General features: G+C 52.8%; 25 protein-coding genes. 11 read left to right on the plus strand and 14 right to left on the minus strand.

Going from position 1 to position 24,710, the window contains the following annotated elements:
* The 8 genes from J7M22_00060 to J7M22_00095 all read right to left on the minus strand — a co-directional run.
* Positions 1 to 279, minus strand: a 279-nt coding sequence (locus tag J7M22_00060; protein MCD6504989.1) for a hypothetical protein, incomplete at its 3' end; no start/stop codon positions are given.
* A 349-nt stretch (positions 280 to 628) separates the two neighbouring features.
* Positions 629 to 976: a hypothetical protein gene (locus J7M22_00065; protein MCD6504990.1), complete on the minus strand. Its 348-nt coding sequence runs from the start codon at positions 974 to 976 to the stop codon at positions 629 to 631.
* A gap of 32 nt (positions 977 to 1,008) precedes the next feature.
* The gene (locus J7M22_00070) at positions 1,009 to 1,731 is read right to left on the minus strand and encodes a hypothetical protein (GenBank protein MCD6504991.1); all 723 of its coding nucleotides are present in this window, start codon (positions 1,729 to 1,731) and stop codon (positions 1,009 to 1,011) included.
* Positions 1,728 to 2,636 carry a hypothetical protein gene (locus tag J7M22_00075; protein MCD6504992.1) on the minus strand — a complete coding sequence of 303 codons (909 nt, stop codon included), beginning with the start codon at positions 2,634 to 2,636 and terminating at the stop codon, positions 1,728 to 1,730. The genes J7M22_00070 and J7M22_00075 overlap by 4 nt, the downstream gene beginning before the upstream one ends.
* A gap of 55 nt (positions 2,637 to 2,691) precedes the next feature.
* The gene (locus tag J7M22_00080; GenBank protein ID MCD6504993.1) at positions 2,692 to 3,084 is read right to left on the minus strand and encodes a hypothetical protein; all 393 of its coding nucleotides are present in this window, start codon (positions 3,082 to 3,084) and stop codon (positions 2,692 to 2,694) included.
* A 48-nt stretch (positions 3,085 to 3,132) separates the two neighbouring features.
* Positions 3,133 to 4,455 (minus strand): RNA polymerase sigma factor, encoded by a 1,323-nt coding sequence (locus tag J7M22_00085; GenBank protein MCD6504994.1) that lies wholly within the window; start codon positions 4,453 to 4,455, stop codon positions 3,133 to 3,135.
* A 178-nt stretch (positions 4,456 to 4,633) separates the two neighbouring features.
* A complete protein-coding gene (locus J7M22_00090; protein ID MCD6504995.1) occupies positions 4,634 to 5,743 on the minus strand; it encodes a tetratricopeptide repeat protein in 1,110 nt (369 codons plus the stop codon).
* A gap of 14 nt (positions 5,744 to 5,757) precedes the next feature.
* Positions 5,758 to 7,197, minus strand: a complete 1,440-nt coding sequence (locus J7M22_00095) for a PEGA domain-containing protein (GenBank protein ID MCD6504996.1) — start codon at positions 7,195 to 7,197, stop codon at positions 5,758 to 5,760.
* Between the two features lie 151 nt (positions 7,198 to 7,348).
* Here J7M22_00095 and J7M22_00100 point away from each other — a divergent pair, with 151 nt between their 5' ends.
* Genes J7M22_00100 through J7M22_00140 form a run of 9 tightly spaced genes read left to right on the plus strand, consistent with a single transcriptional unit; the run spans position 7,349 to position 15,742 of the window.
* On the plus strand, positions 7,349 to 8,146 hold the full coding sequence (locus J7M22_00100) for a tyrosine protein phosphatase (GenBank protein MCD6504997.1): 798 nt from the start codon (positions 7,349 to 7,351) through the stop codon (positions 8,144 to 8,146).
* A 36-nt stretch (positions 8,147 to 8,182) separates the two neighbouring features.
* Positions 8,183 to 9,877, plus strand: coding sequence for an AarF/ABC1/UbiB kinase family protein (locus J7M22_00105; GenBank protein MCD6504998.1), 1,695 nt, complete (start codon positions 8,183 to 8,185; stop codon positions 9,875 to 9,877).
* Positions 9,877 to 10,308 carry a Holliday junction resolvase RuvX gene (gene ruvX, locus J7M22_00110; protein MCD6504999.1) on the plus strand — a complete coding sequence of 144 codons (432 nt, stop codon included), beginning with the start codon at positions 9,877 to 9,879 and terminating at the stop codon, positions 10,306 to 10,308. Before J7M22_00105 ends, ruvX begins: the two co-directional genes overlap by 1 nt.
* The gene (gene mltG / locus J7M22_00115) at positions 10,301 to 11,326 is read left to right on the plus strand and encodes an endolytic transglycosylase MltG (GenBank protein MCD6505000.1); all 1,026 of its coding nucleotides are present in this window, start codon (positions 10,301 to 10,303) and stop codon (positions 11,324 to 11,326) included. Before ruvX ends, mltG begins: the two co-directional genes overlap by 8 nt.
* A gap of 6 nt (positions 11,327 to 11,332) precedes the next feature.
* Positions 11,333 to 11,728 (plus strand): STAS domain-containing protein, encoded by a 396-nt coding sequence (locus J7M22_00120; protein MCD6505001.1) that lies wholly within the window; start codon positions 11,333 to 11,335, stop codon positions 11,726 to 11,728.
* Entirely contained in the window at positions 11,706 to 12,971 is a 1,266-nt protein-coding gene (gene lpxC, locus J7M22_00125) for a UDP-3-O-[3-hydroxymyristoyl] N-acetylglucosamine deacetylase (protein MCD6505002.1), read from the plus strand. The genes J7M22_00120 and lpxC overlap by 23 nt, the downstream gene beginning before the upstream one ends.
* A complete protein-coding gene (lpxA, locus tag J7M22_00130) occupies positions 12,968 to 13,759 on the plus strand; it encodes an acyl-ACP--UDP-N-acetylglucosamine O-acyltransferase (protein MCD6505003.1) in 792 nt (263 codons plus the stop codon). The genes lpxC and lpxA overlap by 4 nt, the downstream gene beginning before the upstream one ends.
* Complete coding sequence (gene lpxI, locus J7M22_00135; GenBank protein MCD6505004.1) at positions 13,752 to 14,552, plus strand: UDP-2,3-diacylglucosamine diphosphatase LpxI; 801 nt, start codon at positions 13,752 to 13,754, stop codon at positions 14,550 to 14,552. The genes lpxA and lpxI overlap by 8 nt, the downstream gene beginning before the upstream one ends.
* Before the next feature lie 23 nt (positions 14,553 to 14,575).
* Positions 14,576 to 15,742: a dihydroorotate dehydrogenase-like protein gene (locus J7M22_00140; protein ID MCD6505005.1), complete on the plus strand. Its 1,167-nt coding sequence runs from the start codon at positions 14,576 to 14,578 to the stop codon at positions 15,740 to 15,742.
* A 42-nt stretch (positions 15,743 to 15,784) separates the two neighbouring features.
* Here J7M22_00140 and J7M22_00145 read toward each other — a convergent pair whose 3' ends face one another.
* Positions 15,785 to 16,459: a ThuA domain-containing protein gene (locus tag J7M22_00145; GenBank protein ID MCD6505006.1), complete on the minus strand. Its 675-nt coding sequence runs from the start codon at positions 16,457 to 16,459 to the stop codon at positions 15,785 to 15,787.
* A 103-nt stretch (positions 16,460 to 16,562) separates the two neighbouring features.
* Here J7M22_00145 and J7M22_00150 point away from each other — a divergent pair, with 103 nt between their 5' ends.
* A complete protein-coding gene (locus tag J7M22_00150) occupies positions 16,563 to 18,650 on the plus strand; it encodes an ABC transporter ATP-binding protein (GenBank protein ID MCD6505007.1) in 2,088 nt (695 codons plus the stop codon).
* A gap of 146 nt (positions 18,651 to 18,796) precedes the next feature.
* Here the strand turns inward: J7M22_00150 and J7M22_00155 are convergent, their stop codons facing one another.
* The 4 genes from J7M22_00155 to J7M22_00170 form a co-directional block, all read right to left on the minus strand.
* The gene (locus tag J7M22_00155) at positions 18,797 to 19,066 is read right to left on the minus strand and encodes a hypothetical protein (GenBank protein ID MCD6505008.1); all 270 of its coding nucleotides are present in this window, start codon (positions 19,064 to 19,066) and stop codon (positions 18,797 to 18,799) included.
* Positions 19,067 to 19,399: 333 nt separating this feature from the next.
* Positions 19,400 to 19,546, minus strand: coding sequence for a right-handed parallel beta-helix repeat-containing protein (locus J7M22_00160; GenBank protein MCD6505009.1), 147 nt, complete (start codon positions 19,544 to 19,546; stop codon positions 19,400 to 19,402).
* Positions 19,547 to 19,620: 74 nt separating this feature from the next.
* On the minus strand, positions 19,621 to 22,281 hold the full coding sequence (locus J7M22_00165; protein MCD6505010.1) for an alpha-N-acetylglucosaminidase C-terminal domain-containing protein: 2,661 nt from the start codon (positions 22,279 to 22,281) through the stop codon (positions 19,621 to 19,623).
* 363 nt (positions 22,282 to 22,644) lie between these two features.
* Positions 22,645 to 22,815, minus strand: coding sequence for a hypothetical protein (locus J7M22_00170; protein ID MCD6505011.1), 171 nt, complete (start codon positions 22,813 to 22,815; stop codon positions 22,645 to 22,647).
* Positions 22,816 to 23,080: 265 nt separating this feature from the next.
* On the opposite strand from J7M22_00170, the gene J7M22_00175 reads away from it, so the two are divergent.
* Entirely contained in the window at positions 23,081 to 23,893 is an 813-nt protein-coding gene (locus J7M22_00175; GenBank protein ID MCD6505012.1) for a tyrosine-type recombinase/integrase, read from the plus strand.
* Positions 23,894 to 23,898: 5 nt separating this feature from the next.
* Here the strand turns inward: J7M22_00175 and J7M22_00180 are convergent, their stop codons facing one another.
* Complete coding sequence (locus tag J7M22_00180) at positions 23,899 to 24,678, minus strand: hypothetical protein (GenBank protein MCD6505013.1); 780 nt, start codon at positions 24,676 to 24,678, stop codon at positions 23,899 to 23,901.
* Between the last annotated feature and the right edge of the window lie 32 nt (positions 24,679 to 24,710).

A 24,710-nucleotide genomic window follows, 5' to 3' on the forward strand; every position in this document is an offset into this window, starting at 1 on the left:
GATAGTGGGATCATCCAATTTTTTCAATCTTTTGAATGTCAGTTTCCTGGCAGAGACCTTCAGTTTAAGCTTCTGAGCAGCTTGAAACAGGTTCAACATGGTAGTTCCGCCTTTCTCGTCGACCCCAGTCAAAAGGCAGATCTCCTCAAACGATGCCGGTATGTTAAACAGTTTGCATATAACGAGCAATGACTTGGGGCCACAGAAAGTCTCTTCAGGAGAACCACTTTGAACGATGAAAAGAGATATGAACAACAGGTAACTGATAGCAGCTTTCATTTTTCCATCTCCCATACCGAGGGAAGCTAAGCCTTTGGCTAAGCAAGAATCAGAAAACCTTTTCAATTTTTCCTTTGGTTCATATACACCAAGAACACAATGATATCAAGCGTTCAGGCGTTTATCAGTCCATAGTAAACCCTAGATGGTTTACCGAAACTTGCTTAAGCAAGTTTGCCAAAAGAACTTCAACTTTCAGATGTCGAAAAACCCAGTAATGACGGACTTTCTCGGACCTTAGACATTGGACTTCAGACTTCAAACTTGCTTAAGGCTTCCCCTATTTAATTCCTCCTTTATGCTCAAGGACATGGTCCGTAATCAGTTAGATCATAGTCGGTACCACTTTTCAGAACCGTACTATAAACCACTTCTGTGCAATGATAGTCCTCATACCTGATGTATACGCATTCAGCCCTCTCTCCCACAGCGGTACACACTCTCCAACCGGAATCCTGTTGGACATCCGTGCAGAACTCTCTGTTCTTGTTTTCAATGGTGAAGAAACCCTCCTCCGGACAGGTGACGGGGTACAGTCTGGCGTTGCCATCATACCAACCGACTTGCAAGTTCCTACTCCGTATAGATGAACCATGGCATCCTTTCTCAGCTCGGCTTGGTCTGCTCTTACGCCTAGCACGACGATGCTCACGGCTAGAACAGCTACTATTAGGTTCCACAGCATCCATCTTCTCATCTTCAATTCACCTCCTTTCGGCGTGGTTTCGTTTACTTGGGATAATCCCAGGGTAACAAACCGCCCACGTATTCTCGTAGTTTGCTGAAATCCGTCCCACCTCTGTTCCCCAGAACCGCTTCTGGAAAATATCTTTCGAGCGTATCGAACCATATCTTTGACAATTCTTTATGCCTTTTTTCCAGCTTATCCTGCTTTTTAATGTAAGGATAGTAGTATTTCATATACCAATCTCCATCTAGGAGTCCGGTCTTCGGATCTCTGCTCCTCTGGAATTGTTCATAGAGTCTTCTATTTATAGCTGCTATCTCATTAATCTGATGAGAGAGCTCATTCATCTCCTCCCACACCCATGCGATGCTCTCAAGAATTTCATAAAGCCTTTGTTGCTCCGGCGTGCGTTGAGTGCCAGACGTTGTTCCTTTTGTTTCCTCCTCAGGCTCTTCCTCTACCTTCTCCTCTCCCATGTCCGATTCAACTTCGGGATAAACCCCCTGCTCACTCCCCTCTTCCTTTCCTTCCTTGGCGAAGTACTCATCTAGCAGTCTGTTGAATTCCTCAAATGTGAAATCCTCTTCCTCCTTCTGCTCCGCCTCTCTCATCGTCATCCTCGCAGGTGCAGATGCTCCCTCCTCTCTCTCAACCTTCGCCTCTTTTACCTTCAAGGTGGGTTTCTTCCCCCTCAGATGTAATATCCAAATGCCTATAACGATCAACAGGGCGAGACATACCCCGACTATCATGTATCTTCTCATCGCCTAATCTTCCCTTCCCTGTGATCCATGACCCAATCAACCTCATTGGTGGGCATCTGAAACATCCCAAAGGGGATATCTTCATTCGCCTCAAATTCACTAAATTCGACTGCTTTCTCCGTGATGAGAACCTCTTTCCCACTCACCTCCGAGAAATATTGCGCTTTGACCTTCACCGGATACCAAATTGAGTCGGTATACCGATCTAATACAACTTGGACCACGCTTCTCCTACCCGACAACTGATTAACTATCTCCACAGGACGATATCCCTCAGAGGGACTTATCAGAAACTGAACCGTTTTCTCAGGTCGGGTTATCACCAACCGGTAGTATGTCTGACCATCTATCCTCTCCTTATGAAATGAAGCTCCATATCTCTCCACGTATTCCCCAATAGGGGTACCGAAGTAGGTCAACCAATATCTGGGATCGAACTCAGCCGCTTTGAAGGGATCGCGAGCAGGGGAGAAGATATGTCTTTCACTTGTGGAGTGTCCACCTTCACGTTTTCTCCTTATCGTCTCGATTATCTTCTCCCCATCGAACCTATACTCCTGAGATTGGAGCACTTTTCTTTTCACCCCTTCGAACTCCTCATCGTAGTAGTGGTATCTGATCATCCTTTTCATTGGTCCACTTGCTTGGAACTCCCCCCAGTATTCGGTTATTCTGGGTTTTTCCAGCTTATCTCCCCACATGGAGATGTATTCTATGTTTTGCTGCCTGACCGAGGTGGAGTATGAGTGGAGCAACACATCAGCGTATTTGATCCCTTCGATAAGGAGATCATACTCCGAGGATGAAGGGGTTTCTCCTCCGCTCTGTAGGATCACCCAGATAGTTATTCCAATTATCAGTATTCCTGCGATGAATCCAACGAATCTCTTGAATAGTTTTGCCATGGACTCCTCTTCACAATTTCGGGGGGGAGACCATCTTGGCCCCCCGCTTACCACATCAAGGACATGGACCGTAATCGGTTAGTTCGTAGTCGGTTCCAGTTTCAATATTGTGATATATCACCTCGGTGCACTCGGAAGTTTCATAGATCCAAGTTTCACACTCCTTCCGCGTACCAACAGCTGTACACTGTCTCCACCCATTATCCTGAGTGACATCGGTGCATTGTTCAACACCATAGTTCTTCTGGGTAATGTAACCGCTTTCAGGACAGGTGGTAGGAGTGCAATCCTCCCTCGCAGGTGTTACTATCGCCTTACAGGTTCCCACACCATACATGGACGCCATCACGTCCTTCTTCAGTTCAGCTTGATCTGCCTTCACGGCTAACACAACGACGCACACGGCGAAAGCTGCCAGTATGGCGTTCCATAACGTCCATCTCTTCATCTCTGACTCACCTCCTTTCGTCGAAGATGGAAATCATGTTGTTCATCACTATTTGGAGTCCCATGGCAATGGGCCACCCACATACTTCCTTAGTTTGTTGAAATCCACACTAATCTGGTTTCCACTTTCGGTTATAGCCTCCGGGAAATATCTCCTCAGGGTACCATAGTATATCTTTCTCAATTCTCTATCCCTTGCGTCCAACTCACCCATTTTCTTTTCGAGCGGGTAGTAATATTTCATATACCAATCCCCATCGATCATCCCTGTTTTGGGATCTCTAGGCATCACCTTATTTAGCTCAGACAGTTGTTTAGCAATATCTGCTCTCTGATGAGAGAGCTCGTTCATTTCATCCCACACCCATGTGATGCTCTCAAGGATTTCATAAAGCCTTTGTTGTTCCGGCGTGCGTTGAGTGCCAGACGTTGTTTCCTTTGTTTCTTTCCCTGGCTCTTCCTGCTTTTTTCCCTCATTCACGTCCGGTTTAACATCAGGATAAACCTCCTGCTTATTCCCCTCTTCCTTTCCTTCCTTGGCGAAGTACTCATCAAGCAGCCTGTTGAATTCCTCAAAGGTGATCACATCTTTCTCCTTTTTCGGCTTCGGTTTCCTCAAAGCTACCCTTGCTGGTGCTCTCACGCTCGCCTGCCTCTCAACCGTCATCTCGTTGGACTCAGGCACAGGCTTTTCCTCCCCACGGTGACTCATCCATATCCCCGCCCCTGCAAGCATTATCACAGCTACACCCGTTATCGCCACCTTCGTCGTGGCCTTCATAACAACACCTCCTATCATCTTCCCGATTTTCCCCCATGGGAAGATCATCATCATGCCGCTCAGCCTCCTCAGAACCTTCTCCCTCACCTTCTCCTTCGCCCTCTTCACACGCATCACAACAGCATGATATGACAGACCATACTTCTCGCTTAGCTCCATATATCCCTTCTCTTCCAGAAGATACTCCCTCAGTATCTCCCTCTCTCCCTCTGGAAGCTCGTCCATCGCCCTCATGACCTCCTCCACCATCTCCCTCCTCAGTAGCTCCTCATCTGCCGGTGGAGAGAGCAAATCCTCAGATGCCACCTCGTCAAGGGGTATGCAGCTTCTTCTCACCCTCCTCTTCAGCCGATTTATCGCCAAGTTACATGTTATGCTCCTTAGCCATCTCTCGAACGCATTTTGATCTCTCAATCCGCTCAGATGAAGGTGAACTTTCAGGAAGACCTCCTGAGCGATCTCCTCGGCCTCGTCGGGATCATGCAGGATGGAGAGGGCAGAGAGGAAGACGGTATGGCGGTATTTCCTCACCAGTTCCTTGAAGGCGGATTGGTCTCCCGATATGATTCTCTCCAGCAACTCCTTCCCCATCGTTTTTCCCTCCATATATATAGACAACGATTCAGGCGTTTTTTAACAAAAAATTTCGTTTCAAGGATGGAGGCGGTGAGTCCGTGAGGATGAAATCGCCCCTCGTCTCCCTCAGAAAATATATAGAGGGTGTTTCGGAGGGGTTTTAACGGGAAAAATTTCGCTGCTTTGGTCTTACTTATCTCTCGATCATAGACGCCTTTTCGTAACACCTCGCGGCCTCGGCCTCCTTCCCGGCCATCCGGTAGATATCCCCGATATCCGTCCAGATCTGAGCGCAATCCGGCATCAGGTTTCCGGCGACCTCAAGGACCTCAGCCGCTTCGACGAGGCGATTCATCTCCAGGTAAACCCATCCCAGCATCAGGAGCGGCCTGGGATCGTCGGGAAGGAAGTTGGCGGCGAGGTTGAGGTAGAAGGCAGCCTTCTTCAGATCGCCCAGCTCGGCGTAACATGTCCCGATGAGATACTTCACCTCGCCCACGCTCACACCCACATCCGCTCCCGATCGTTCCACATCCTCCAGCAGTTGAACCGCTTCGCTGAAGAGCTCCATCTGCATCTTCCTGCGAGCGAGGTTGAACTTCCTGATCTGTATCGCCGTCTCAGGCAGGTCAAATCCGATCCCCTCGAACCATTCCCTCAGATTCCTTTCACTGAGCCTGATGACGATATCCCCTTCGACGGGGATGGCATCCCTGAGGGTTGGAAGACACCTGAATGTCCCATCCGGCATCCTCTTGAACTGAAACAGATCGCATACCTTTCTCATCCTGAATGCCACGGGACCCGATCTGGAGCGTATAAGTTCGATCGGTGCCGCCGCGCTGAGCAGATCGTCACCTGAGGGTGGATCGACGTCGTCGAAGAGCCGGACGAACACATGCTGACTTTGAGGGTTCACCTCCACAACATGCCCCACCGGCTTGACGGGAGGGGGTGAGGGCGATTTAGAGCGCCTTTTCAACCTCATGATATCCCCCTCGGCAAGCGGTTTATGCCCCTTGACCAGGGCGATCCCGCCCATCACGTAAACCACCTCCGCCTCGCCCGGTTTCTCCTCCACATCACACAGATGCTCGCCTGTGACGGGATGTGTGATCTTCAGACGCCTTATCCCCTCGAGGCGATCTCCTCCCTTAAGCTTCGGCAGGTTCTCGACGGAGATCAGAGCTATATCGCCCTGAGATCTGCTCTCGGCATAGAGAACCGTACCGAACTCATTCTTGGCCCCGCATCCGACCAGTATAAGGCCCAGAAGGGCGATTATCGATATCTCATGCCGCATCACGGTATCCCCTTTCAACGCACATGGGGAGCGAGATACGCGATCCGGTTACGTCTGATCCTCACCTTACCTGACCATGAGGCGGTTCCCATCTTCAACCTGATATCGTGTTCTCCCACCTCTAAGCCGTAGATCAGCTTCGGCGTTCTGCCGGAGAATTTCCCATCGACGAATATAGATGCTCCTTTCGGATCCGAAGAGATCCACAGCGCTCCGATATATGGCCTCAGACGTCCGACGATCTCCGCCGTCCTGCCGGTTGACACCGTGACCCTGCTCCAGATATCCCTAAACCCCGGCTTGCGGATCAGAACCGTATACGATCCGGGAGGAAGCTGAGGGCTTCTCAATGGGGTGTGGCCGATTCTCCGGCCGTTCAGGATCACCTCGGCATCCTCCGGCACCGATTTAACCTCGATGTTTCCCCCCAGCACGCCGCGATAGACGGCGATCCTGCCGCTTTCGATCTTCACCTCATCGTACAGCCGATCGAATCCATCCTTGAAAATAGATATCTCGTGTTTACCTACCTCCACCTTCTCCAGTTTCAACGGCGTGATCCCCACAAACCTGCCGTCCAGATGGACCTCCGCTCCCTCCGGATCGGATCTGACGAGGAGGACGCCGGGCGGGAGCTTTTCAAGCCTGATGAGGATCGAGGCTGAAAAACGCCTCACCGGATAGGCCGTATCGCCCAGAAACACCCTGTTCCCCTCTATCCTCACATCGCCTGAAAACTCCCTGTATGTCGGATATCTCACCGTCAGAGCCGGACGGGCGTCCTCCTCCACCTCCAGGTTGATGGGCGTTTCGCCCACCTTTCTTCCGTTAAGAAGAACCTCGGCACCGATGGGATCACTGCGTAGATTCAGCCGAATTTTGATCTTTCTCAGACTGAGCTTCACGGTATTCGTTCCGCTTTTGACGACGATCTCCCCGATATGATCATGATAGTGGATTTTTCTCAGCTCGAGACGATGTCTGCCGATCAGAACGGGATAGATCTCAATTTCGCCTCTCCGATCGGTTCGCCCGATCCTTTTGCCGTCGAGGTATACCTCCGCCTCGGGCGGATCCGTCTTCAGGAGCAATCTGCCGAGGAGCCTCTCCTGAACCTTCCTGAAGAGCGCTACCGCCTTGGGAGGATATCCCTTCGGCATCTGGAGTTCGGGATTGAGCTTGATGGCGAACTCGAAACAGGACTCTGCCTCCCTCCGACCTCCCATGGCCAGGTAGGAGATGCCCACGAGCATATAGGCCGTGGCCATTCTCTTCTTCGGTCCGCCGAGGATGATGGCCGATCTGAGCTTGTCTATCGCCCCCTCGAAATCCCCCTCCTCGAAGAGCAACCTGCCCTCCTGGAGCAGCTTATCGAACCGCTTATCCCTACTGGCTCCCATTAAGAGAAGGGAGAGTGAGAGGATCAAAACCGTCAGAACCGTCTTATGTTTCATCGTGAATCTTCCTCCGCCTATTATGATACTATACCTCTTCAGAGAAATCCAAACCGCACCTATCTCCTGGCGCTTTACGGGTGCCGCTTGAATTTCAATTCGGCTTATGATAAGATATTTTTTGATTTCAGCATGCTGTAAAAGGGAGGTTATGCTCTTATCCAATCTGATCGATATCCATTCCCATATATTACCCGGTGTGGATGATGGAGCTAAGGAGATAGAGGATTCGCTTCGGATGATTGAATCGGCATATAGGAACGGTGTAAGCGTTATAATCGCCACCCCGCATAAGCTTCCTGGAACCTATGATGCCCCCGTAAAGGAGCTGAGGAAAAAACTGAAGGAGATAAGGGATCTGATAGAGGAAAGGGGGATAGACGTTCAGATCCTCCTGGGCAGGGAATGTTACCTCAGTCCTGACTTGCTTGACTACATGGAGGGGAACAGAAAAGAGGAGATTTCCATAAACAACACCGGTTATATACTGGTGGAGTTTCCCTTCCAGGGCATCCCACGTTACGCTGATGATCTCCTATCCAAGCTTCAGTTCAACGGGTTGATTCCGATAATAGCGCATCCGGAGCGTTGTGTTGAGGTTACGCGCGATCCAAATCTGCTTGAAGAACATATCGAAAAAGGCAGGCTTTTTCAGATCAACGTCGGGAGCCTGTTGGGACGATACGGGCGGAGGACAAAGGAGACCGCCGAGGTACTTGTAACCCATAGGTTCGCCCACTTCGTGGCCAGCGATATGCATTCGCCGAGGTCCGCAATGCTGAGTTCAGTCGTTGAAAGACTCGAGAATCTTGTCGGGGAGAGGGAATGTCAGAGGCTCCTTCGCGATAATCCCCTCGCTGTTATCGGAAATATGCCCATAGTTCCGCCATCTCCCATAAGATATAAGGTCAAGAGGGGTCTATCTAAGATATTTTCCTTTTTCAGGTGAGCCGGGGTTATCCCGGCCTTTCGAGGCTTTTTCGAGATGCCGATCCCTAACATAAACAGGACCATCAGAAACCTTCAACGTTTGACCCACATATTGAACGTCTTCGCCAAACACGGCTTTGGGCATTTCATAGATCGAATTCATCTCAGCAGATACTCCACCAGAGGTCGAAGATGGTTCGGTTTCAGGAGATACAGGGAGCCGAGAGGGGTTCGGGCGCTTTCCCTCGCCGAAAGGCTCAGGATGGCATTCGAGGAATTGGGGGCGACTTTTATCAAGTTGGGCCAGATGCTCAGCATGCGATCCGATCTGTTGCCTCACGAGTTCATCCTCGAGCTGCGCAAGCTTCAGGTGGATGTTCCCCCTTTCCCCTCATCTGAGGTGCGCGAGGTGATAAAGGAGGAGCTGGGGCGTCCCGTCGAGGAGATATTCGCTTATTTCGAGGAGACCCCCTTCGCCGCTGCCTCAATCGCCCAGGTTCATCGCGCCCGTCTCTCCAACGGTAAGCGGGTTGTGGTTAAGGTGCAACGCCCGGGCGTAGATCGCCTGATAGAAACTGACCTGGACATCCTTTTCACCATCGCCCGCCTGCTGGAAAGACATGTCGCGGAGGTGAGCTTCTACGAACCCGTAAGCCTTATCGAGGAGTTCGCCAGGTCCATCAGAAGGGAATTGGACTTCACCTCCGAGGCCTCAAGCACCGATCTCTTCCACAGATACTTCGAGAACGATCCCAGAGTTAAGATCCCAAAGGTATTCTGGGATTTCACAACCAAAAGGGTCATGGTGTTGGAGGAGATCGACGGCATAAGGATCGACGACCTGGAGGAGCTCGATCGAGTGGGTGCTGACAGGAGAAAATTGGCGGCAAACCTCGTCGATATCTTCTTCAACCAGATATTCGTCAACGGACTCTTCCACGCCGATCCGCATCCGGGGAACCTCTTGGTTCTGGAGGACGACGTGATCGGCATGATCGATTTTGGAACGGTGGGCAGGATAGCAGGTGATATGTTAAAGGACATCAAGAACTGGTTCATAGCCATACTCGACAAGGACGTCGATCTGATGGCTAAGATCTACCTCAAAATGGGTATAATCAGCGAGGAAACGGACATAACCCAGTTCAAACTCGAGGTCGCCGATTTCCTCGACAGATACCTCACCAGACCCGTCGAAAGGATACATCTTGGGGAGATAATAAACGAGATCGTGACTTCATCGCCGAGATACAGAATGAGGATGCCGCCGGTCTTGACCATGCTCGGGAAGACGATTATGCTCGTGGAGGGTATCGTAAGGGAGCTCGACCCTGAGGTGGATATAATGGAGATCGGGCGCTCCTACATCGCCAGATTGATGCTCGGCCAGTTCAGTCCCAAGGAGTGGGCCAAGGGCGTTTACTCGACCTTCTCCGATATATCCGAGATGGCCAGAACGATGCCGTTCCAGGTCAACCAGATCCTCTCTAAGCTCAATAGAGGGACGCTGAAGGTGGACTTCGAGCCCCTTGGACTCGATCGGCTGATATACGAGATGGATAGGTCGAGCAACAGGTTGACGTTCGGCATGATCATCGCCGCCCTGATCGTCGGCTCATCTATCATGGTCTGGTCGGACACAGGAGTTAAGATCTTCGGATATTCCGCCATCGGTATTGTGGGATATCTGATTGCGGGAATATTGGGCTTCGGGTTGTTGATCTCGATCCTCAGATCGGGGAGGCTGTGATGGTGATGATGGGGTTGGATGTCGGAGATGTCAGAATAGGCGTGGCGTTCACCGATAGGTTGCTCTTCGCCGCCCATCCCCACGGTGTGATAGAGCGTGGGGAGGATTCGGCGGCGATCAACGAGATATCCCGGCTCGCTCGTGAAAAGGGTGTGAGTAGAATCGTCGTCGGCATGCCCTATACGCTCAGGGGGGAGATCGGCGTTCAGGGAGATAAGGTCAAGAGGTTCGTCGAGCTCCTCAGACGGGAGGTTGATGTGCCGGTGATTGAATGGGATGAGAGGATGACCACCGCGGCCGCCGATAGATTGCTGAGGGAGCTGGAGATGCCGGGAAGGAAAAGGAGAAAACTGCTGGATCAGCTTTCAGCGGCCTTGATATTACAATCATACCTCGATATGCTTAAAAACAGAGGCGAGCTCGATGTCTAAAAGATACCTACTCGTTGCTAAGATAGGGGCGATGAACTTCGCCGTGGCGGCCTTGATCGTCATATCGGTTCTCATGTGCCGATTTCTTTCGGAATTCGCCCCTCTCGATCCCAATGAGACCAAGCGAATAGAGATCGAGATCCCTCACGGTATGAGCGCTGCCCAGATAGGAGATCTCCTCCAGCGTGAGGGCATTATCAGAAGCCGAACTGCCTTTCTCTGGAGCGCACGGCTTAGGGGCGTGGCTGCTAAGTTGAAATCCGGTAGATATCTCCTTTCACCATCGATGTCACTCTCCCAGATATTGCGGATACTCGCTCTCGGGAAGGTGAAGATGGTGAAATTCTCCGTGCCGGAGGGGCTGACTGTTGAACAGATCGCCGACCTATGGCAGTCGAAGGGATTCGGCACGGCTGAAGAGTTCATCAGAGCCGCTCATGACAGGACGTTACTTACATCCTACGGGATAAACGCCCAAAGCGCCGAAGGATACCTCTTCCCGGAGACATACGTGATCTCGGAGGGCACATCGGCTAAGGAGATGGTCTCCTCTATGATAGAGCTTTTCAGAAGAAGAGTTACCCCGGATCTGATCAAAGAGGGGAGGAGAAGGGGATTCAACCTCCATCAGATCATCACCCTTGCCTCGATCATCGAAAAGGAGGCCCGGCTCGACGATGAGAGACCCATCATATCCGCTGTCTTTCACAGAAGGCTGAAACTGGGCTGGAAATTAGAGGCCGATCCGACGGTGAGATATGCCCTTGGGCTTCCCTCAAGACCTCTCACCTCGGATGATCTGAAGGTTGATTCCCCTTATAACACCTATCTTCACCCAGGCCTGCCGCCAGGGCCTATCTGTAATCCGGGGATTAAGTCCATCGAGGCGGCTGTGAACCCGGCCGATGTGGATTACCTCTATTTCGTTGCCAGGGGCGATGGAAGCCATATCTTCTCCAGAACCTATAGCGAACACATCAGGGCCATCGCTCAAATCAAAAAGGATCGGAGGATCTGAGACGGAATGTTGATGGACGATCTCGTCATAAACGAGAGGAGGATCGACGGCATAACCGTCGTTGAACTGGAGGGCGATTTGGACGCCTTCACCGTTCAGGAGGTCAGATGTCGTTTGAACGAGATGATAGAGGAGGGAATTAACAGAATCGTTCTCAATTTCTCAAAGCTCAGATATATAAACAGCACCTCCATCGGCGTTCTGGTCGGAAGACTCCGCCGGATCAGGGAGCGCGGCGGGGATATGGTCCTGGCGGAGCTTAACCCCAGGGTAAACCGGATTATAACCTTGGTCGGCGGTAGAAGGCTTTTCAGGATATTCGATACCGAACGGAGGGCGATTGAGGAACTCTCGAACTTAACAGGGAAAGGAGAAGTGAGTGGAAAGACAGAGGACGATTAAATCGCAGGTGACCGTCTCGGGTGTGGGGCTGATGCTCGGCAAACCCGTCAACCTCACCCTCAAGCCGGCCGGTCCTGACGAAGGTATAATCTTCCGGAGAACAGATCTGGCGGGAAAACCCTCTCTGAAAGCCACCTTTGAGAACTTCTCCGACGAGATACCGCATTGCACCAGCCTTAAGAACGAAGACGTGAGGGTCGTCGGGGTGGAACATCTCCTCTCCGCCCTCGCCGGACTCGGCGTGGATAACGTCATCGTCGAGATGGACGCCGAGGAACCGCCGGCAGGAGACGGCAGCGCCGAGATCTTCGTGAAGGCCATACGGGGAGCAGGTCTGGTTGAGCTGGATTCGGAGAGGAGATACATCAATCTGGGCGAGGAGATATGTATCTCCGAAAATGGTAGACAGTTGATCGCCGTTCCATCCGATACGTTTAAGATCACCTTCGTCTTCGATCATCCGAAGCTCCCATCCCAAGTGGTCACCTTCGAGATAACGCCCGATTCCTATGAATCGGAGATAGGCCAGGCGAGGACCTTCTGCTTTGAAAGCGAGGCTCAGGAGATAAAATCGAAGGGATTCGGTCTGGGAGGATCCGAGGAGAACGTGATCCTCCTCTCAGAGGATAGCTGTTCCCCTAAAGGGGAGCTCAGACTTCCCGGTGAATTCGCCAGACATAAGGTCCTGGATCTGATAGGCGATCTCGCGCTACTGGGAGCAAGACCCAAAGCTCATGTAATAGCGATTCGATCGGGACATGACTTCAACATCAGGTTGGTCGAGAGGCTGGTGGAAAGGAGAGGATGGCTCGATCGGCCGATCGAGGCAAGTGAGATCTACAGGGTGTTACCCCACAGGTTTCCCTTCATGATGGTCGATAGAGTTTTGGCGATCGAGCCGAAGAGGAGGATCGTCGCCGTCAAGAACATCACCTATAACGAGACCTTCTTCCAAGGGCATTTCCCGGGGACGCCCGTGATGCCGGCCGTCCTCCAGGTTGAGGCGCTGGCTCAGGCGGGCGGATATCTGTTGATGCACGGGGTTCAGGAAGGGACGATCGGGTATTTCGCCGCCGTCGATCAGGCGAAGTTCAGAAGACCCGTCATACCGGGCGATCAACTTATACTTGAGGTGGAGGTTCTCAGGCTTAGAAGTAGATTCGGTAAGCTCCGCGGCGTCGCTAAGGTGAAGGGAGAGGTGGCGACCGAGGCGGAGTTCACCATAACGATCGGTGGTCGATGACCAAGATCCATCCGACGGCCATAGTTCATCCTAAGGCTGAGCTGGACGATGAGGTGGAGATCGGCCCCTATTCCATCGTCGAGGAGTATGTCCGGATCGGGCGGGGCACAAAGGTGGGACCGCACGTCCAGATATGTCGGTGGACAAAGATAGGGAGGGATTGTCGGATTTTCTTCGGCGCAACCATAGGAACTCCATCTCAGGACGTCAAGTATCGGGGCTGGCGCAGCTACGCCGTGATCGGCGATAGAAACGTCATCCGCGAATACGCCTCAATCTCACGGGCAACTACCGAGGAGGGAGCCACCCTGATAGGCGACGATAACCTGATCATGAAACACGTCGGCATCAGCCACGACTGCCGTATAGGAAACCACGTCATCATGGCCAATCTGGTCACGCTTGGCGGACATGTGACTGTGGAGGATTATGCCAGAATCGGCGGCATGAGCGCCGTGCATCAGTTCGTCAGAATAGGGAAGATGGCGATGGCGGGCGCATGCTCGAAATTCACCAAGGACGTCCCGCCTTTCACCGTCGCCGACGGCCATCCGGCCAGAGTTCGAGGGCTGAACCTGATAGGCTTTTCCACATCCGCCGTCCATCCGATGCGACTTCTGTCCGAGGAGACGAGAAGACATCTTAAAAAAGCTTTCAGGATACTGTTCAGATCGGGGCTTAACATGAGGGAGGCCGTCCAGAGGGTCAGACTTGAGGTGGAGTGTGACCCGGAGGTCGAACATCTGCTGAACTTTATAGAGAGCTCGAGGAGGGGGATCTGTGTCTGAGCTTCTTGGATTGATAGCCGGTTCCGGGAAGCTGCCGCTATATCTGGCGCGTCGGGCGATCGAGCTCGGACGAAAACTGATCGTCGTAGCCGCCTGTGAAAACGTGGAGGGGGAACTGAAACATCTGGCGGAGGAGTTCCATCCAATTCCCGCCGGCCGGATCGGCCTCATCGTTGATACGCTGGCTGAGGCAGGCGCTCGCAAGATAGCGTTGGCAGGTAAGGTTGAGAAAAGAGACCTGTTCGACCGTTCCGGCCTCGATTCCGTCGCAAAACAGGTTCTCTCCAGGCTCAACAGCGGGAGCGATGCCGCCATCCTGAAGGCAATAGCCGATCTCTTTGAGGAGAAAGGATTTGAACTTGTGGATCAACGCGGATTTCTCGATCACCTGCTGGTCGAATCCGGAGTTATAGCGGGCAATCCTTCAGATAGGGAGATAAAGGACGCTCGTTACGGTATATGGCTCGCCAGAAAGGTCGCCGATCTCGGGGTGGGACAGAGCGTCGCCATCAGATCGCTCGTCCCAATAGCCGTAGAGGCCGTTGAAGGGACGGACGAGATGATCAGACGGGCGGCCGGATATGTCGGGGGAGGGATCGTCGTGGCCAAAGCGACGGCGTCAGATCACGATTTCCGATTCGATACCCCGACGGTCGGCCCTGAGACGATCAGGGTGATGAAGGAGGTCAAGGCCTCCGCTCTAGCTCTAGAGGCCGGCAGGTGCTTCCTCGCCGATAGAGAGGAAGCCATAGCCCTGGCCTCAGCGGGCGATATCTCGATCATCGCCCTGTAGAAATTCCAAGAGGGGAAAAACAGATGGATCTGAGCGTTAGTTACGTGGGTTTAAGGCTGAAAAACCCGCTCATCGTTGCCTCATCCCACCTGGCGGGAACGGTTGAGAACATGAAGCGGTGTGAGGATGCCGGAGCGGCCGCTGTCGTGGCGAAGAGCCTCTTCGAGGAAGCGGTGGTCAGAAAGGCCCCCACACCGAGATTCAGGATCCTACATCGGAATTTCGGAAGATATCGGACGTGGTCCCTTTACTCCTACGAGCAGGCCAGCGAGTGGGGACCGGAGAGATATGCCGAGGAGATGCGCAGGGCTAAGGAGGAGATCGAGATACCGGTTATAGCCAGCATCAACTGCAAGACACATGAGGGATGGGTTGAATACTCCAAGATGATGGAGGAGGCAGGGGTCGATGCCCTGGAGCTCAACGTCTCATGTCCTCATAGCTCCATCACGTTTACGGGATTGAATGTCGAGGAGGAGATAGCGGAGGTCGTGCGCCTCGTTCGTTCAGCCGTCTCGATCCCGATCGTCGTCAAACTCAGCCCCATGCTCACCTCCCCGCTTTTCGTCGCCAGATCGGTTGAGGCCGCCGGAGCCGACGGTGTAGTTATGTTCAATCGATTCACCGGATTGGATATAGATATCGAGTCCGAATCCCCCATAATGCATGGAACATATGCCGGGTTCGGCGGGACATGGTCGATATATTATCCCCTCAGATGGATAAGCGCCGCCAGGGAACATCTCAAGATAGACATCGCCGCCAGCGGCGGGGTGATGTGTGGCGAGGACGTCGTCAAATATCTGCTGGTGGGAGCTAACGTCGTCCAGGTCTGCACAGCCATCTATCTGACGGGCTTTGAGGTGCTGGGGAAAATACTGGATGGAATCAGGTGGTTCATGGATAGGAAGGGCTATCAAAGTATAGACCAGTTCAGGGGTAACGCTTTGGGGAAGATCCTCAGTACCGAAGAGGTCTTTCGAGAGCATATCTACGTCGCCGAAATTGACCCCGCCAGCTGCACGAATTGTGGTCTATGTTATAGGTCATGTATGTACTCCGCTATAGTCAGGAGAGAGGACCGGCATGAGATCGTCGCCGATAGATGCGACGGCTGTGGGTTATGTATTGAGGTCTGCCCCGTCTCGGCCATCCGGTTACTCCGTAAGGACATGATGAATAAGGCGTAGAGCGTAAATACACCCTACGCCTCATACCTCCCGTTTCCCCTGTTACTCGGCCAGCCTCATCGCCCAGAGTATCCCGCCCAGAAGGTGTTTACGGAACCATTCCTCGTGCCATACCTCCTTAAAATGCCCGAAGGCCGTATAGAAAACGCGGCCCTTACCGAACTGGTGGCACCAGGCGAGGGCATAATATTGATCCTCCCTGTTGCCTTTGCTCAGATCCACGGTGCTGTTATCTAACTTCAACAGGGTATGGGTTCTATCCGGGGACCAATCCCTATGAACGTAAACCTCCTCCTTCGTTCTGAACGTCGGAGGCAGGTGTCTCGTCGATGGATGGTTCGAGTCCACCACGATGACGCCGACCTCCTGGGTCCACGGGTGGCCGTTGAAGTATCCGCCTATCATCTGACCGTATTCGGGAAACTTGTAGAAGGTATCCGTGGCGTTATGCACGCCGATAAATCCTTTCCCATCCACCCTCACGAAATCGATCAGAGCCTTCTTCTGCGATTCGTCCATAGGCAGCTCCCCGGTGGTTGCGAAGAGCAGTGCGTCGTAATTCTTCAGGTTTCCGGCGTTTATCAGGGAACAGTCCTGGGTGGCCGTGGTCTCGAACTGACCCGATTCCCTCCCTATCTCCGCTATAACCTCCTCGGCCGTCGGCAGATAATCGTGCTTAAATCCGGCCGAGTGGGTTAAGACCAGAAGCTTTCTCATAGCAATTCCTCCTTGAAATCCCCATCAGTTATATGGTTACATATTAAACACCTACTAGATTATAACGTCTATTGGGAAGGATATCAATTACGGAGGGAACAAGATGCTGCTGTATCTCGTCGGGCTGCTTATGATCGCCATGAGCATGATCATCCATCTGCACTTCCACGGCGGATTCATGGGCAGACGAGGAGGACCTCCTGTCGATCGGCCGAAAGGGGGCATACGCAAGACATATCCCAGGCTCCTCAGATATGCCAAACCCTACTGGTATATGCTTCTCCTGGTGTTGCTGCTTGCAACCTTCAGCTCGTTTATGAGAGTCCTGCCCGCACAGGTGATGGGGGTGACCATAAACGAGGTCACAAGCGTGGTAGGCGAGCAGATGCGCCCCGGGCGTCCTCCTGTCGGGGGAAGGGGATTGGGAGGAGGCTTGCTCTTCGGGAAGGCGATATGGATCGAACCTTACATGCATAAAGTGATGGACTTCGTCGGCGAGACCTGGTTCCCCACCGTCAACAGGCATGTCGTCAACTTCTTCGTGCTTTCGGGCATGTTCCTCCTCTTCTATCTGGTCGCCAATTCGATCTCCATCACACAGGGGCTGACCATGGCGATACTGGGTCAATCCCTCATCTACGACATGCGAGCTCACGTCTACAAACATCTGCAGAGGCTCTCGCTCAGATACTTCGAGGACAAGCCAACCGGAGATATCATGTCCAGGGTGATCAACGACGTCAACTCGCTGGAGAGGGTCATCGTCGGCCCGATAATAGACTTCATAACCAGTATGTTCTCGCTGATGTGGATACTCTACTTCTGTTTCAAATGGGAATGGCGTATGACGCTGATGCTGCTCAGTGTCACGCCCGCCCTTTGGATCACCACCTTCTTCTTCGGCAGGGTCCTCAGGAGAAACTTCAGGGTGATGCGTGAGAGGATAGGTGAGCTGAACGCACTCCTTCAGGATAACATCTCGGGGATCCGGGTGATAAAGGGATTTGCGAGGGAGGAGAGCGAACTTGAACGGTTCAACAACAAGAGCAGAGATCTCTATAACATCAACGTGAAGCTGGCTAAGCTCTTCAACGTCTTCAGGCCGATAATCGGGCTGGAGTACCAGCTCGGATACATCATAATCCTCTGTTACGGCGGGCTTAAGGCAGTTCAGGGCGAGATGAATCCGGGAATGCTGGTCGTCTTCTTCCAGTATGTCCAGGGAATATATGGGCCTATAACCAGCATAACGAGGTTCTACAACATGATTCAGCAGGCATTGGCGTCCAGCGAGAGGGTGTTCGAGGTGCTCGACACCGTCCCTGAGATCCAAGATGCTCCCGACGCTGTGGAATTGCCCAGGATAAAAGGTAGGGTTGAGTTCGAGAACGTCTCCTTCAGTTACATCGACGGGATAGAGGTGTTGAAGGATATCGATTTCGTGGCTGAACCGGGGCGAATGATCGCCCTCGTCGGCCCAAGCGGAGCAGGCAAAACCACATTGGCCAACCTGATACCGAGGTTCTACGATCCGACAAAGGGAAGGGTGTTGATCGACGGACATGATCTGAGAAAGGTCAAGGTGAAATCGCTGCGCAGGCAGATAGGCATCGTCCTTCAGGAGCCGTTCCTGTTTAACGACACGATACGGAACAACATCACCTATGCCAGGCCAAATGCGACGGATAAGGAGGTTATACAGGCCGCAAAAGCGGCCTACGCCCATGACTTTATAATGGAGCTGCCGGAGGGATATGATACGATCGTCGGCGAGAGAGGGGTTAAGCTCTCAGGAGGACAACGACAGCGTATATCCATCGCAAGGGCGATATTGGCCGATCCGAGGATACTGATCTTCGATGAGGCGACCTCCTCCGTGGATACCGAGGCCGAGGTGTTGATACAAAGGGCGATAAACAACCTCGTCAAAAACCGAACTACCTTTGTCATCGCTCATAGGCTCTCAACCATCATGAACGCCGATGTGATACTGGTGCTGGATGAGGGTAAGATAGTTGAGATGGGGAAACACGAGGAGCTTCTGGGGAAAGGCGGGCTCTACGCCAAACTATACAGGGCCCAATTTAAGGATGTAGGATCCCCTCCGAAAGCCAGACCTCCCAGGGCCGCTCCAACGGCCGGACGAGAGGAACCCTCTTTTGAGATAACGGAGGGTGAGGATCTGTTTTAGAGTGTAGCGGTATCACCGAATAGAGCTATGTCGGATGAGCTGAGGATGCCAGCAGGGCGACGGCCTCCGCACAGCCATACATCCTGGATGAGAAGCTCTTGCCGAAACCGGGGCCCGTCGATGAGATTCCACGCAGTTACTGGAACTTAGCCTCCCAGGCGACTTTTAGGATTCGGAGATGTTCCGGATTGCCGGTGATCTGAAAACCGTTGACATGCGCCATAACCACGACCCCGACCGGTGGCCCTGCTGGCAGGACAGGAGGTGTATCTCCAATCCCGCCATTCCTCACGCCAGGTATCGTTATCGAGAAAGGTCACCGCCCGATCGATAGCCTCGGGGAGCCGTTCATCGCCCGTTAAGAAGTAGTATCTGCTCAGGCCGTTGATCAGGATCGCCGTGATAAACCCGGCCATCCCGACGTGCTTTCGCTTCTCGCAGTAGCAATGGCCTCTGGGCAGTTCATAAAGCAGAGCAGAGGTTCTCCCACGGTTTGTCAGGCCGTATCACGGGATTGTTCGGATGGCGTGTCGGCGAGTTGACCACCCGCCGCAGACCGTCCATCCGCTCGATCAGGTGATCGTCTAGGAAAAGCTGATGCACACCTCGTTCCAATTCGATAGCGCTTCCATGAACGGGATGTTGTTGGATTTCATCCGGCGACGCCGATGTCGAAGATGGGCGGGATGTGAGACCTCCATTCGATCACCGCGTTGCCCTCCACCGCCTTGATACCCCCCTTGGCGTTTTCAGCGACGTAATTGTTGGTGAATTCCGTCACCGCCGTTATGGCGCACCTTGTTCCTTCTGATGACGCTGTTTCTCACCTCACAGAACCATATGCCCGGCCCGCCGTTTCCGTAAGCCTCGTTCTCCTCGCACACCGCCCTTGCCACGGAGGGCGTCGATCCGCCGTTGAATGAGTTCCCCGTCGGATATTCTCTCCCCCGCCATCATGCTTCCTCCCCCATCAGCGGATGTTATCGGCTCCCGCCCGATTAAAGAGGCGAGGAGCATAAGGGCTAATCCTGGAAAACACGTCAGCCACCGTTTCAACCGGGTCCACCTCCTCTTTCCCTATGTGCTCTAACGGCTCATCCAGCCACTCCCGTTCGATTTGTTCGTAGAGGGCGTCCAGCTCTTCACGAGGCACGATTGGGGCCTCTTCCACGGGCACCTTCTGAAGCCTCAGATCGTCAAACCATGAGGTCCCCATCCCTTCCTGCCGACAGTAGATCCGCATCTTCGCCGTCTTCTTCGGCGTGATGAACCAGCCTTGAACCGTCACCCAGTCCTCTCCATCGGTTGGTGCCGTTGCCACGCCCGTTTGGGCGAATACCGCCCGAGGCCATTCGGCCGCGGCGCGCATGAAATCCACATACAGGCTGACGTGGCATTTTCCTTTCACTCTGACCCTTGCGCTGAGGTAGTAGGCCTCACCGGGTTTCGCCTCCACATCCTGGTAGAGGTTTGCGTAACCGCCCTCCTCAGACACGTGGAGCCTGCCGGAGAATCTGCCCGATGTGGATATTCCCTCTATCCTGGATGCTGTTCCGCCCTTATGAACGAATTCGGTGCTCCAGCGGGCGGGGTTATCTCCTTCTCCCTCTTCAAAGCCCGGGTTTGAAAGTAGATTCGGCGTGGTTGGAACGCCCTTACTACGCTTTTTCAGAGCCTCTCTCAGGGCAGCGACGAAAGCCTCCAGCCGTCGACGGTAGTAAAAACGAACCAGTTCAAACATATCCTTGCTCTGATAGTCCCGAAGCCAAGGCGTGCTGACAAAGGTGAACATCCCATCTTTGATGGATCGTTCCACATCGGCGGGGTCTCTATCCCTGTGTAGTCGTTTCGCCTTCTCGATGATCGGAAGGATGCGGTACTCTTCCCTGGAGAAAAGGACCTCCTCCAATCCGTCCATCAGAATTTTCAGGACGGACGCCTCCTGCTCGAAACGTTCCTTCTCACCGTCCACAAATGCCTGATACAGCTCCTCAAGGTGGTAGTTGGAGAGTTCGGCGATGTACTGGCGCATCATATCCACCAGATCATTGGCGAACAGGCGGTTATCTCTCTGTCTCATCCTTTCACCGAGGGCTATCTTCAAGGCTTCCTCCAACTCGCGGAGGTGGGCGTATTTGTTTCGATTGGGCGCCAGAGGAGGATAAATCCTGTGTTGATAGTAGGGCTCGGTATCCCTACTAGAGGTGCTGTAGACGCTTTCCGCCAACAGCTTCAAACATCTCAGCATATCGGCCGCTGATTCCTCCCCGTAGCGGCGAAGGGCGTAGCGGGAGAGGAAATCTTCAAGGTTGACCTTCCTGGGGTCCCACGACAGCCTCGCCGCCAGATCGAAATAGAGGATATTGTAGTGGATTATCTCAGGGTTGATGTAGAAAGCCTTACACCGATCAGCTTTGGGATCATTCACAACCTGTTGGACCTTTCTTATCAGCCCTGCCAGATCGCCCCGCATGGTATCGTCCCCGCCGAAGGAATGAAGCACGCCGAAGCCCCAATCCCGCCCGTAGAAGTAATGGTATTTCCTATAGATGGAGTTCTCATCCGCCCAGATGTCGCAGATGTAAAACATGTCTTCGGGTATGGCCTCTAAGAACGCCTTCGCCGTCTCCTCCGGCCACGGCGGTGCCAAAAGCGCCCATCCGCTGGCATACCAGATTCCCTGCGGATCGGCCTCTTTGATATAAGCCGCCGTAGCCCTGGCGAAGTCGATCCGCATTCTCCTCACCTCTTCGGGCTGGAGAAAGACCGTCTGCTCGGAGTATGGATCTACGTTGTAAATGTGATCGGTGCCGTAGGTCCGGATATTTCTCCGGATGGTTTCAACACCCCGTTCCATAAATATCGGGTCGGAGGGATGGATGACGAAATAGGGTTTGGCTTCAATCCATTGCATCTTCACATATCTGACGTTCGGGTGTTCCCTCATGAACTCCTCCGAGACCTCACCCAGTCCTGCTCCCGGCAGGATGGTTTTGATGCCCAGCTTGCGGGCGTAATCGGCAATACGTCGCCATTCGGGATGCCCCCAATCAACCATCATCGTGTTCAGGTATCGCTTCGCCATCCAATCCAGCTCCCTTTTCCAGTCCTCCCATTCCCAGTAGGATGTGGTGTAGCCGAAAGCGCATGTCTGGAGGTATTGTCTGATTTCAAAGTATGGCCTTTCGGCCACGTCTATCTCGCCTAAAGTGATGGTGCTTCGCTGCGGGATATGCTCGCCATCTTGAAAGAAACCGACATGGCAGAAATTTTCGAGGAGGTAATAGACGGCGTAAAGCGTTCCAGGGTCGGTGCTACCTCCTAGAACGAGGGTTTGGGGGAGGATCTTGATGATGAAGCCGTCCAGCCCTGGATAATCGGCGGACAGCTTCACCCTCCCCTCCTCCGCAAATTGGGCCACAAGCGTGTGGGTCTCCGGGCGACCGATAAGGATAGCCGTTTGTTCCCTCCCGATTCCCCGCCATTTATCGCAGCTTACGATCGGGAGCGAGGCTCCGCTTATGGCTTGGATGTAGCGAACCAGTTCCTCGGCGGCATGTCGTTCCAACCAGGTGGGCCTTTCGCCCAATATGATGACCGCCTTCGGTTCTCCCTCTTCGACGATCTTCATCCTAACCTCCCCTGAAATGCCGTATTTACACGGAATGATGCACGCCAGGAGGATAAACCAGCTATATAGTTTCCGCCGCAGATTCTCCCGAAAACGGGCCTCTTTAGATGAGCGGTTGCCGTGGAGAAGCGAGTTTATGGAGATGGTACGTATACACGCCTTACGGGACGTAACGATCACCTCACATACATCGATCACAGGGATAAGGTATAAATATGCACGGCAAGCGGGGCGAACGCGTCCTCGAACCACCCCGCCTTCGCCGTCAAGGTTCGTCCTTCATCAATGACGGTTATCTCCTGTCCACTGCGCAAGCCTTCCACACTGATTTTCACGTCCGCCTCTCGCAGACGCTCGTCGTAATTAACGACGAAGATGTAGATCCGATCGCCGAGCCGGCGGGCGATAAAGTCGAGCTTGACATCGCCCTCCGGGCGGACGGTTATGTGCCGTTTCGGCGGCTCGCTCAGGATCGGCGAACGGCAATGCCGTGAGCGTCATAAACAAAAATCCGGCAAATCCGATCGTCATCATCGGGCTCCTCACTGATTTTAGATTCAGAATCATGATAATACAAAGTGATTATATCCGTCAAGTTGTATTTTGCGAGCTTTTCCGGGACTCCTCTCCTCCGGTTGCTCACGGTGTAAAGGTTTTGATCATGGTTATCGACCGGGGGTTGGAACTTCCCCACTGAATAGGTCGCTTATTCTCAGAAATTATATTGACCTGTTGTCCGATTTTCCGTTATAATTACCGCCGGAATTCAAAACCGCTCTTGAGTTTCCGGGGGACTGAGATGAAATTAGATGACATCAGCGAGGAGGTTCAAGCTTTTAGGGAACATCTCCAATCAAGAGGTCTTTCTCCCAGGACGATCTATGAATACACACACGATCTTTATGCGTTCCTCTCGGAATATCCCTCAGCGAAAGTGGAGGATTTGGAGAAATGGCTTCAAAGGCTATCCAAGGACGGCTTAAAGCTTTCATCCCTTCGGAGAAAGTTCGCCTCAATAAAGGCATGGGCTAGATGGCGTAGAAGAGGGGATATACTCACGGTAGAATGGGTATGGGGCAGAGAGGAGAAACTACCGAATTTTCTCGGTGAGTCTGAGGTGAGAAAGCTTGAAAGAGCTGCTGAGGAGATGATAGATCCCAGATACCCGGCCATGATCACACTGATGGCAAGAGGCGGGTTGAGGCTCTCCGAGGTGGCTTCTTTAAAGGCGAAGGACGTCAACCTGAAGGAGGGTATCATAACGATAAGATCGGGCAAGGGAAGAAAGGACAGGGTTATACCGATGCCGAAGGGCTCAAAGAGACATCTTCAGGTGATTCTGAGATTCCTAAAATCGGATGACCATCTTTTCCCCTGGAGCACCAGGACGATAAACAGGGTCGTCAAAAGACTCGCCAAGAAAGCCGGGATAGACAGGAACGTATCGCCTCACACCTTGAGACATACGGCGGCAACGAGAATGTTGAAGAAAGGCGTAAACATAAGGGCGGTCCAGAAGATATTAGGACATAAATCCTTAACTACAACTCAGAGATATACCCATCTCACGATAGATGATCTAAAGGAGGAGATGAAAAGAGCGGGGCTTTAAGCGGATCATCTGAGCTTCAGCTTCCCCCAAAGCATGGGCAAACTTGTGAGAGGCGTCACGGCAAGTTTCCCACCAAGCGTCAATTTCCCCAAATTCGCGGCCACATCCGGATCCACACCGTTCCAATCCATGAAAATCAATCCTCTACCCTCAGGATCGTTGGTTCCCTCCTCATACCCTGGCGTGAATCCGAAGGAGTAGCCCTCTTCAGCCTTGATGTTTTGTATCAGCTTCATGGGTATCCTTGCCTCGTAGATCATACCTGCAGGACCGAGCTCTTTTTCAGGAGCGATCGCCAATTCGGCGGAGGTCATGTCGACCCCTCTGCCGCTCCAGTCGCTGACCACAGGTTTGCCGTTGATCAGTGCGAGGTTTATCTTGTTATCCGGTTTCCCGGCCTTGGTGTTGGATGCGTCAAAGTAGAGGAAAATGCAATCGCCAAGCCATGGCTGAGCAGGGTTATTAGACGGCTTGAACTTGTCATCTCTGACGGCAGCAGCGAAGTAGAAGTCATCCTTATCCCACATCGTGCTCCAGATCACAGTCAGATCATCGGGCCCCTTCCATGAACCTTTACCTCTGAATAGTTCCCTCTCGGAATCGAAGGCCACGAAAACGGCGTATTTCCAATCGCTGAGCTCCCCATCGATCTTCGGTGACCGCGGTGTCAAACCGCATATGGACTCGCCATAGGGTAAAGTCTCATCGGGTTTTGGTATGAAGCCTGCCCAAGCTCCAGACACCGGGATCAGTATGGCTATCAAGATCAAACTGATAGATTTCATGCTTTACCTCCAGATCACCGTAAATTTTACAC

The organism is Candidatus Poribacteria bacterium, assembly GCA_021162805.1.
Lineage (GTDB): Bacteria > Poribacteria > WGA-4E > B28-G17 > B28-G17 > JAGGXZ01.